The following is a 10,177-nucleotide window of genomic DNA, read 5'->3' on the forward strand; positions in this document are numbered from 1 at the left end:
GGCAGCTCGCGGCGCCGAATGAGGAAATGAGTCAATGAGTATGGTTGATACTGCCCCGGGTAAGATTCAGGTTCGTGATTTGAACTTCTACTACGGCAAATTCCATGCCCTGAAGAATATCAACCTGGATATCGCGAAGAACCAGGTAACGGCATTCATCGGTCCGTCCGGCTGTGGTAAATCCACGCTGCTGCGCACCTTTAACAAAATGTACTCGCTCTATCCAGAGCAGCGTGCCGAAGGCGAAATCATCCTGGACGGTGAAAACATTCTGACCCAGGCTCAGGATATCGCCCTGCTGCGCGCGAAAGTGGGCATGGTTTTCCAGAAACCGACGCCGTTCCCGATGTCGATATACGACAACATCGCGTTTGGTGTACGCCTTTTTGAAAAGCTCTCCCGTGCCGATATGGACGAGCGCGTGCAGTGGGCCTTGACCAAGGCCGCATTATGGAACGAAACCAAAGATAAGTTGCACCAGAGCGGTTACTCTCTCTCCGGCGGGCAGCAGCAGCGTCTGTGCATTGCGCGTGGAATCGCGATCCGCCCGGAAGTGTTGCTGCTGGATGAGCCATGTTCAGCGCTGGACCCGATCTCAACCGGTCGTATCGAAGAGCTGATCACCGAGCTGAAGCAGGATTACACCGTGGTTATCGTGACCCACAACATGCAGCAGGCTGCGCGTTGCTCCGACCACACGGCATTTATGTACCTGGGCGAGTTGATTGAGTTCAGTAACACGGACGATCTGTTCACCAAGCCCGCTAAAAAGCAAACAGAAGACTATATCACCGGTCGTTACGGTTGATTCAGGAGCGCGCTATGGACAATCTCAATCTTAATAAACACATTTCCGGCCAGTTCAACGCAGAGCTGGAAAGTATTCGCACTCAGGTCATGACCATGGGTGGCATGGTCGAGCAACAGCTTTCTGATGCGATCACGGCGATGCATAACCAGGACAGCGAACTGGCGAAGCGCGTTATCGAAGGCGATAAAAACGTCAACATGATGGAAGTGGCGATTGACGAAGCGTGTGTGCGCATAATCGCCAAGCGTCAGCCGACGGCGAGCGACCTGCGTCTGGTGATGGCCATCATCAAAACCATCGCCGAGCTGGAACGTATCGGTGACGTTGCGGATAAAATCTGCCGCACCGCGCTGGAGAAATTCTCTCAGCAGCATCAGCCGCTGCTGGTGAGCCTGGAGTCGCTGGGCCGCCACACGGTGCAGATGCTGCACGACGTGCTGGATGCCTTTGCGCGTATGGATCTGGATGAAGCGGTACGTATCTACCGTGAAGACAAGAAAGTCGACCAGGAGTATGAAGGCATCGTGCGCCAGCTGATGACCTACATGATGGAAGATTCACGTACGATCCCAAGCGTACTGACCGCCCTGTTCTGCGCGCGCTCTATCGAGCGTATCGGCGACCGCTGCCAGAACATTTGCGAATACATTTTCTACTTTGTGAAAGGTCAGGACTTCCGTCACGTGGGCGGCGACGAGCTGGACAAGCTGCTGGCGGGTAAAGATCCGAAAGAGTAATCGGTGGTTAAAATGCCCGGTGGCGCTGCGCTTACCGGGCCTACAAAAACCTATCGTGTAATATTCCACCCGCGCGCCTTCCACAATTCCGGCAACTGCGCCAGATCGGTAAAGGTCGTCACTTTTGGATGATCGATCGGCTTGTTGTGCGGGTCGGCACAGAAATAAAACACTTCCATTCCTGCATCAATGCCCGACTGCGCGCCCGCGGACGAGTCATCCACCAGAATACAGTTCTCTACGTTGACGTTCATTGCGTTTGCCGCATGGAACATCAGCGCAGGATCTGGCTTCCAGCGTTGAATATCGTAGCCGCTGAACAATTTTTCCGGGAAGTGGTGCAGCATCTCAAGCTTACCCAGCGAGTGCTGCATTTTGCTGACCGGTCCGTTAGACACCACGCAGATCGGTACCGTCATGGCATCCAGCAGCGCGTTTGCGCCAGCAATGACCTCCAGCTCAGAATCGAACAGGCGTGCGACCTCGGCGCGGTACACCGGTTCCAGATCCGTTTTCGCCAGATCCACACCGTGTTCGGCGTTAATGATGTCGATGATCTCGTACAGTTTCACGCCCTTAAAGCGTTTGAACACCTCGTCGAGATCGAGCGTAATACCAAATTCCTGGAACATGGCGACATACGCGCGGGAACAAATGACCTCACTGTCGACCAGCGTACCGTCGCAGTCGAAAAATACCGCTTCAATTCCGGACATGCCTTTCCCTTTTTACAAGTTTAACGTTTACGTACTGCAGTTCAACGAGACGCAATCGTTGCCGTATAAGCAAAATCAATGAAAAAAGTATCTCGTAACCGCCACTATTGTCGCATTTTGGTATAGGATAGCGACGAATTTTCCCTCCTTGTTCGGAAATTGATGATGAGTCAACAACACACAACCCAGACATCGGGTCAGGGTCTGCTTGAGCGCGTGTTTAAACTGCGCGAGCACGGCACAACGGCACGCACCGAAGTGATCGCCGGTTTTACCACCTTCCTGACGATGGTCTATATCGTTTTTGTTAACCCACAAATTCTGGGCGTTGCTGGCATGGATACCAGCGCCGTCTTCGTGACCACCTGCCTGATCGCTGCACTTGGCAGCATTCTGATGGGCGTATTCGCTAACCTGCCGGTCGCACTGGCTCCGGCGATGGGGCTTAACGCATTCTTTGCATTCGTGGTGGTTCAGGCGATGGGGCTGCCGTGGCAAGTCGGCATGGGCGCTATCTTCTGGGGCGCGGTTGGTCTGCTGCTGCTGACTATTTTCCGCGTGCGTTACTGGATGATTGCTAACATTCCTGTCAGCCTGCGCGTGGGTATCACCAGCGGTATCGGTCTGTTCATCGGTATGATGGGGCTGAAAAATGCCGGTGTTATCGTCGCTAACCCGGAGACGCTGGTCAGCATAGGTCATCTGACCTCCCATAACGTGCTGCTGGGCGTGCTGGGCTTCTTTATCATCGCGATCCTCGCTTCCCGCAATATTCATGCGGCGGTGCTTGTGTCCATCGTAGTGACCACCCTGCTGGGCTGGATGCTGGGTGACGTTCACTATAACGGCATTGTCTCCGCACCACCGAGCGTCTCTACCGTTATTGGTCATGTTGATCTGGCGGGTTCCCTGAATCTGGGCCTGGCGGGGGTGATTTTCTCCTTTATGCTGGTGAACCTGTTTGACTCCTCCGGCACGCTGATCGGCGTGACCGACAAAGCGGGCCTGGCGGATGAGAAAGGTAAATTCCCGCGCATGAAGCAGGCGCTGTTTGTGGACAGCATCTCCTCTGTCAGCGGTGCTTTTATCGGAACCTCTTCTGTTACCGCTTATATTGAGTCCTCTTCCGGTGTCTCCGTAGGGGGCCGTACCGGTCTGACCGCGGTTGTGGTGGGTATTCTGTTCCTGCTGGTGATCTTCCTTTCTCCACTGGCTGGCATGGTTCCACCGTATGCGGCTGCCGGTGCGCTGATTTACGTGGGGGTACTGATGACCTCCAGCCTGTCGCGCGTGAAGTGGGATGATTTAACCGAAGCGGTACCGGCGTTTATTACCGCGGTAATGATGCCGTTCAGCTTCTCTATTACTGAAGGTATCGCGCTGGGCTTTATCTCTTACTGCGTGATGAAGATTGGCACTGGTCGTTTCCGCGACCTCAGCCCGTGTGTCATCATTGTGGCGCTGCTGTTTGTGCTGAAGATTGTGTTTATCGACGCCAAATAAACATGTTTGCACCCTCTCCCGTGGGAGAGGGCTGGGGTGAGGGCATCAGCCCGCACCTCACTTAAGCCTTCACCCTCTTGATATAATCCCCAAACGCCGTCAGCTGGCCAGAGAGATGGTCACGCGTGCTCTGATCCACCACTTCACCCGTCTGCGGGTCGACTTTATTCTGAATCACTCCACCCATAAATTCCGGCTTGTTCATGACCATTGCATCCAGGAATACCAGGATCTGGCGCAGATGATACTGGCAGCGCGCACCGCCAATGGCACCCATTGAACTGGTCTGAATCAGCACCGGCTTACCGGAAAGCGGCTGCTCCGGCAGGCGGGATAGCCAGTCAATTGCGTTTTTCAGACCACCCGGAACCGAGTAGTTATACTCTGGCGTCACAATCACCACCCCGTCAGCCTGGCGAATCTGCTCGGCCAGCGCTTCGACGCTCTGCGGAAAGCCTTCTTCCTGCTGCACGTCCGCATCGTAAAGGGGAATGTCACCAATGGACGGCAGGGCGCTAATCTCCATACCCGCCGGAGCCAACTGTGGCAGCGTACGGGCAACCATCCCGTTAAATGAACCTTTGCGCAGGCTTCCCAGTAATGTTACGACTTTCAACGTTTCAGACATGATTACTCCTGTTTCATCATGATGACCCTGAACGGATCAGCTAAGGGTATATGCTTTTTCTGCCGGTAAACTGGTTAATCTCATCAGGCGTGCGGCGGGCTCGTTGGCACGTTCGGGCACATCCGGAAGGCTACTCCATCCCTGTTTACTGTCAAATTCCCAGATTTTCAGCCGTTCAATGGCAGGTGTCACTGCTACAGACCAGATCAGTACATCCTCAACATCGCTGAGCGCTTCTACCAGCGCGGCTTGCGTGGAGCGCAGGCGTCCGGAGCCCGGCAGGAGTTGCAGCTGACTGGCATCGTCTGACGCGCAGCCACAGAGCTTACGAATGCTCTGACGCAAGGTGATAAGCTGAGCCCGGGCTTCAGTGGGATCGTTCTGGTTGCGCACCCACAGCTGTTCATTGCTGGAGAGCGGGTAATCATCATGCGGGCTGGCGCCGTGAAAACCGCGTGTCGCGCGCTGAAGCTCCATATCCAGCCCGCAATCGCCTTCGGTGGTGAGTGCTACGCCAATAATATTGCCCGTATAGGCAATGGAGAAACGCGGCAGTTCCGGGTCGGCAAAGACCGGACGACCTTCAGGTTGGATGATAATGTCCGGCAGCTCACTGGTGCCGTACAGCATAAACAGCAGTTCAGCAAGAAGCGCCCGGGACGCCAAAAAACGCGACCGACGGTGCTCAGGAAGTTTGAGCGCTTCACTGTGACACGCTGAAGAAATTCTGGCCGATACGAGACGACCTTCTGTCAGTATCCCTCTTGCAAAGTGCGTAGCCATTTTTCGCTCCTTGATAATGGTCGTAGTCGGTTAAACGGTTACATCATTATCGCTTAACTCAACTCCTGTTTTAATCAGTAAATGATAGTAAGAAAAGGCTGAGGACCGAACTTTACATTTTCTTAGGCGAAAATTGGATCGCTGACACCCTATAACGCCTTGATGGTCTCGCGTAGCCAGAGGATTTTCGGATTATGGCTGTTCCGTTTATGCCAGATCAGCGTGAAGGGCTGGAGGACCATAAGTAAAGGGATGCAGAGCATGCTACAGCCAATCAGAATCCCGATCAGCATATTGAGCGCAAACGGCGTCAAGAACGAGACCGCCATACTGACCATCTTGGAATACTGCTCGCGATTAAAACCCATGGTTTCCATCAGCAGCACCAGGGAAACGGTTACATAGGTGAGGATCGCCGCCACGCACAGGGTAGCGTTCAATAACCGGCTAATAAAAAACGGTTCAGTAGCTTTCGGCCGGATGGCTCTCTTTGAGTACGGCAATCGACTGGACAAGGGTGATTTCCTGGGGGGAAATCACCCTTCAGTAACGGGGGTCACTTACCAATACAGAAGCTCGAGAAGATCCTCCCAAGCAGATCGTCCGACGTAAACTCCCCGGTGATCTCACTCAGATTCTGTTGCGCCAGGCGCAACTCTTCCGCCAGCAATTCCCCCGCCCATGCGCCAATCAGCTGCGCTTTGCCCTGCTCGAGGTGACGTGCCGCCTCTTCCAGCGCCTGCAGGTGGCGACGCCGCGCCAGGAAGCCGCCTTCCATGCTGGTGTCAAAGCCCATGCTCTGCTTGAGATGGTTACGCAGGTCGTCAACGCCCTCGCCGGTGCGGGCCGACAGACGGATAAGTGAGTGACCATTCACATCGCTGATGCCCAGCGTTTCGCCGGTGACGTCTGCTTTGTTACGCACCACGGTGATCGGCAGTTTAGCTGGCAGACGGGCGATAAAGTCCGGCCAGATCTCCGCCGGGTCTACGGCATCGGTCGTGGTGCCATCCACCATAAACAGCACACGGTCGGCCTGCTCAATCTCCTGCCAGGCGCGCTCGATACCAATACGCTCCACTTCGTCGCTGGCATCACGCAGACCCGCAGTGTCGATGATATGCAACGGCATGCCATCGATGTGAATATGCTCGCGCAGCACGTCGCGGGTGGTCCCGGCGATGTCGGTCACGATCGCCGCCTCACGGCCCGCGAGGGCGTTCAGCAGGCTCGATTTCCCGGCGTTTGGACGACCCGCGATGACCACCTTCATCCCTTCACGCAGCAGGCTCCCCTGGCGCGCTTCGGCGCGAACGGCCTCGAGATCGGTCATCACATCATTGAGCTGGGCTTCAATTTTACCGTCAGAGAGAAAGTCGATTTCTTCATCCGGGAAGTCAATCGCTGCTTCGACGTAGATCCTGAGGTGAGTAAGTGCTTCCACAAGATGATTTACGCGTGCGGAAAACGCGCCCTGCAACGAGTTCAGAGCAGAGCGAGCCGCCTGTTCAGAGCTGGCGTCGATCAGGTCTGCAATCGCCTCGGCTTGCGCCAGGTCGAGCTTGTCGTTGAGGAAGGCACGTTCGGAGAACTCGCCAGGCTTCGCAATACGCAGGCCTGGCAGGGTCAGAATACGTTTTAACAGCAGGTCGAGGATGACCGGGCCACCGTGACCCTGCAGCTCCAGCACGTCTTCACCAGTAAAGGAGTTCGGGCCGGGGAACCACAGCGCAATGCCCTGGTCCAGTGGGGTACCGTCGCTGTCTTTAAACGGCAGATAATCAGCGTAGCGCGGCTTTGGCAGTTTACCCAGCACCGCTTCAGCGACCTCGCGCGCCTTCAGGCCGGAGATACGCAAAATGCCTACACCACCGCGTCCCGGTGGGGTTGCCTGGGCGACGATAGTGTCGTTATGGCTCATGGTTGCTCTCGTTCAATACAAATAAAAAAGGCGGTCAATCGACCGCCCTTATTTTAGCGTTAACTTACCGAATCAGGACTTTTTCTTTTCGCGGCTATGCAGGCCACGTTTTTCCAGACCACGGTAAATCAGCTGCTGCTGGATGATGGTCACCAGGTTGCTGACGATATAGTACAGCACCAGACCTGACGGGAACCACAGGAAGAACACGGTGAAGATGACCGGCATAAAGGTCATGATCTTCTGCTGCATCGGGTCGGTCACGGTGGTCGGAGACATCTTCTGGATGAAGAACATCGTCACGCCCATCAGGATCGGCAGGATGTAGTACGGGTCCTGTGCGGACAGGTCATGGATCCACAGCGCGAACGGCGCATGGCGCAGCTCAACGGAACCCATCAGCATGTAGTACAGCGCAAGGAAGATTGGCATCTGAATCAGCAGCGGGAAGCAGCCACCCAGCGGGTTCACTTTCTCTGCTTTATACAGGGCCATCATCTCCTGGCTCTGACGCTGTTTGTCATCGCCCAGACGCTCGCGCATTGCCTGAATCTTCGGCTGCAGCATACGCATCTTCGCCATGGAGGTGTACTGCGCTTTGGTCAGCGGGTACATGATGCCACGTACGATGAAGGTGATAACGATGATGGAGAAGCCCCAGTTACCCAGGAAGCTGTGGATGAACTTCAGCAGCTTGAACAGCGGCTGAGAGATGAACCACAACCAGCCGTAGTCAACGGTCAGATCCAGGTGCGGTGCAACAGCAGCCATTTTGTCCTGGATTTCCGGGCCGACCCACAGGGTGCTTGCCAGCTTACCGGTTTGACCCGGCTGAACCAGAACCGGCTGAGATTTGTAGCCGATAGCCGCAATACCTTTGCCCAGATTCGCGGTGTAGAAGTTATTGGTACCGTCGTTATTTGGGATCCATGCCGTTGCGAAATACTGCTGCAACATTGCCACCCAACCGCCTTTGGAGCTGACGTTCAGGTTTTCGTTATCGGCAATGGTGTCGAATTTGTATTTCTCATACTTCGCGTCAGGCGTGGAGTATGCCGCGCCACGGAAGGTATGCAGCGCAAAGTTGCTGCTTCCGGTGTCACGGTGAGACGGCAGATTGATGGACTGCTTCAGCTGACCAAAGGTCGATACTTCAAGCGGTTTCGCACCGGCGTTCTGTACGCTGTAGCCCACGTTCACTGCATATTCACCGCGTTTCAGGGTGAAGGTTTTAGTGAAGGTGTTGCCTGCCGCGTCGGTGTAGGTCATCGGAATAACGAGTTCGTTCTGGCCATCAGCCAGTACAAAGGTGTCGTTTTCGACGTTGTACAGTGGACGCGCACCGTTAGCCGGGTTATCCGGGCCATCACGACCGGTCAGGCCGCTCTGCGCCTGGTAGATAAACTCTGGCGTGGTTTCCAGTAACTGGAACGGCTCGGTAGACTTCAGCTCTTTCGGGTAGGTCAACAGCAGCGCCTGCTCAACATCACCACCACGGGTGTTGATAGTCAGCTCAAGCACATCGGTCTTAACCGTAATCTGTTTCCCCTGGCCACTGGCCGGTACGCCCTGGTCGGCGGCACTCCCCTGGCTGCTCGTTGTCTGCGTGGTCTGCTGCTGGGGTTGAGGATTTTTATCCTGCTCCCATGCCTGCCAGATCATGAAAGACACGAACAACAAAGCGATGATAAGAAGATTGCGTTGCGAATCCATCGTTAGTGTTCTCTGGTATCAAAGGGTCCTGGGGGGACGGGGTCGTCTCCACCTGGGTGTAAAGGGTGGCATTTTAATACGCGTTTCACCGTCAACCAACTGCCTTTTATCACTCCAAACCTGCGCAATGCCTCAATTCCGTAGCTTGAGCATGTTGGCGTGAAACGGCAGTGTGGCCCGAGTAGCGGACTAATCAGGCGTTGATAGACCCGAATGAGGGCTATCAGGACCCGCGAGCCAGGCGACAGTGGCGGCGCCATAATTTTTCCAACGCTTCCGAGAGAGCACGGTTATCGAGGTCGGCAACCCCTTTTTTCGCCACCACCACGAAATCCATAGAAGGCAGTTCGTGCTGACGTAAACGGAAGCTTTCACGCGTCAGACGTTTAATCCGGTTGCGTTCATGCGCACGCTTAACGTTTTTCTTGGCGACAGTAAGACCGATGCGGGGATGCCCCAGCGAATTTTGGCGGCCGAGGATGGTGATTTGCGGCGTGCCAGCCCGTAGTGGCTGCTGGAAGACGAAAGTGAAATGAGCGGGAGTTAACAAACGTAACTCCCTGGGAAATGCTAGCTTAACCACTCAGGGGTTAGCTTTATTACTTGGAAACGGTCAGACGAGCGCGGCCTTTAGCACGACGACGTGCCAGAACCTGACGACCATTTTTAGTAGCCATACGAGCACGGAAGCCGTGAGAACGGTTGCGCTTCAGTACAGACGGTTGAAAAGTGCGTTTCATGGCGATTTCTACCTAAACTTGAATAAATTCACTGACTTTTGCGTATACCCGAACGAGATTCGAACGACTAACGCCTCAGCGTGGGTGATTAAAGAGGCCGGATTGTAATAATTGTACACTCCGGAGTCAATTCTCTTTCCTTATTTCCCGCGTATTTCCGCACGATTTCGCGTGGAAAATGAGCAACGGACGACGCAGGAAGAAGAGCATCACGCGCCGGGTCGAGGATTATACGGTCTCATCAACAAAGCGCAAGGATCGTCCTGGATCTTCGTTAGATCATTTAAGCAAAAAATTGTCTGTTCTCATTAAATTTTCCAATATGCGGGCTAAATCGTGGGGCACTCCCGCCAGGATCGTTTACACTTACCCGGTTTCGGATCTTCCTGTGGATAAATCGGGAAGAATCTGTGAGAAACAGAAGATCTCTGGCTCAGTTTAGGCTATGATCCGCGGTCCCGATCGGGATCCAGCGATCCTGGCCGGGCATAAACACAATATCGTTCAGGTTGTTTCAACGATGGCGTGTATAACCGCAGATAGCGGTTCGCACATCCCCCTCATTGGGTCATGTCGATGTGCGCCAACAATCATGAATATTCAATAGTTTTCTTTTATTGTTCGA

Annotated in this window: 11 protein-coding genes and 1 pseudogene; 3 read left to right on the forward strand and 9 right to left on the reverse strand. The window is 54.5% G+C overall.

Annotated features, from left to right (window positions below; all coding sequences use genetic code 11):
- The first annotated feature begins 34 nt into the window (after nt 1–34).
- Together pstB and phoU are read left to right on the forward strand one after the other, a co-directional pair.
- On the forward strand, nt 35–808 hold the full coding sequence (gene pstB / locus ECL_RS25720) for a phosphate ABC transporter ATP-binding protein PstB (RefSeq protein ID WP_008500183.1): 774 nt from the start codon (nt 35–37) through the stop codon (nt 806–808).
- A 14-nt stretch (nt 809–822) separates the two neighbouring features.
- Nucleotides 823–1,548: a phosphate signaling complex protein PhoU gene (gene phoU, locus ECL_RS25725; protein ID WP_008500182.1), complete on the forward strand. Its 726-nt coding sequence runs from the start codon at nt 823–825 to the stop codon at nt 1,546–1,548.
- A 50-nt stretch (nt 1,549–1,598) separates the two neighbouring features.
- Here phoU and yieH read toward each other — a convergent pair whose 3' ends face one another.
- Nucleotides 1,599–2,264, reverse strand: coding sequence for a 6-phosphogluconate phosphatase (yieH, locus tag ECL_RS25730; protein ID WP_013099413.1), 666 nt, complete (start codon nt 2,262–2,264; stop codon nt 1,599–1,601).
- 165 nt (nt 2,265–2,429) lie between these two features.
- Here yieH and adeP point away from each other — a divergent pair, with 165 nt between their 5' ends.
- Nucleotides 2,430–3,767 carry an adenine permease AdeP gene (adeP, locus tag ECL_RS25735; protein WP_023621401.1) on the forward strand — a complete coding sequence of 446 codons (1,338 nt, stop codon included), beginning with the start codon at nt 2,430–2,432 and terminating at the stop codon, nt 3,765–3,767.
- 61 nt (nt 3,768–3,828) lie between these two features.
- Here adeP and ECL_RS25740 read toward each other — a convergent pair whose 3' ends face one another.
- The 8 genes and pseudogenes from ECL_RS25740 to rpmH all read right to left on the reverse strand — a co-directional run bounded on the left by ECL_RS25740 (nt 3,829) and on the right by rpmH (nt 9,552).
- On the reverse strand, nt 3,829–4,395 hold the full coding sequence (locus tag ECL_RS25740) for an NADPH-dependent FMN reductase (protein WP_013099415.1): 567 nt from the start codon (nt 4,393–4,395) through the stop codon (nt 3,829–3,831).
- Between the two features lie 36 nt (nt 4,396–4,431).
- The gene (locus ECL_RS25745; RefSeq protein WP_013099416.1) at nt 4,432–5,178 is read right to left on the reverse strand and encodes a 4'-phosphopantetheinyl transferase family protein; all 747 of its coding nucleotides are present in this window, start codon (nt 5,176–5,178) and stop codon (nt 4,432–4,434) included.
- Between the two features lie 149 nt (nt 5,179–5,327).
- A pseudogene (locus ECL_RS25750) lies at nt 5,328–5,636 on the reverse strand (hypothetical protein); the annotation flags it as partial.
- 98 nt (nt 5,637–5,734) lie between these two features.
- On the reverse strand, nt 5,735–7,099 hold the full coding sequence (gene mnmE, locus ECL_RS25755; protein ID WP_013099418.1) for a tRNA uridine-5-carboxymethylaminomethyl(34) synthesis GTPase MnmE: 1,365 nt from the start codon (nt 7,097–7,099) through the stop codon (nt 5,735–5,737).
- 72 nt (nt 7,100–7,171) lie between these two features.
- Entirely contained in the window at nt 7,172–8,812 is a 1,641-nt protein-coding gene (yidC, locus tag ECL_RS25760; protein ID WP_013099419.1) for a membrane protein insertase YidC, read from the reverse strand.
- A gap of 2 nt (nt 8,813–8,814) precedes the next feature.
- Entirely contained in the window at nt 8,815–9,072 is a 258-nt protein-coding gene (gene yidD / locus ECL_RS25765) for a membrane protein insertion efficiency factor YidD (RefSeq protein ID WP_001307474.1), read from the reverse strand.
- Nucleotides 9,036–9,395, reverse strand: a complete 360-nt coding sequence (gene rnpA, locus ECL_RS25770) for a ribonuclease P protein component (RefSeq protein ID WP_028028049.1) — start codon at nt 9,393–9,395, stop codon at nt 9,036–9,038. Before rnpA ends, yidD begins: the two co-directional genes overlap by 37 nt.
- 16 nt (nt 9,396–9,411) lie before the next feature.
- On the reverse strand, nt 9,412–9,552 hold the full coding sequence (gene rpmH / locus ECL_RS25775) for a 50S ribosomal protein L34 (protein ID WP_000831330.1): 141 nt from the start codon (nt 9,550–9,552) through the stop codon (nt 9,412–9,414).
- Nucleotides 9,553–10,177 lie beyond the last annotated feature (625 nt).

It is taken from the genome of Enterobacter cloacae subsp. cloacae ATCC 13047, assembly GCF_000025565.1.
Classification (GTDB): domain Bacteria; phylum Pseudomonadota; class Gammaproteobacteria; order Enterobacterales; family Enterobacteriaceae; genus Enterobacter; species Enterobacter cloacae.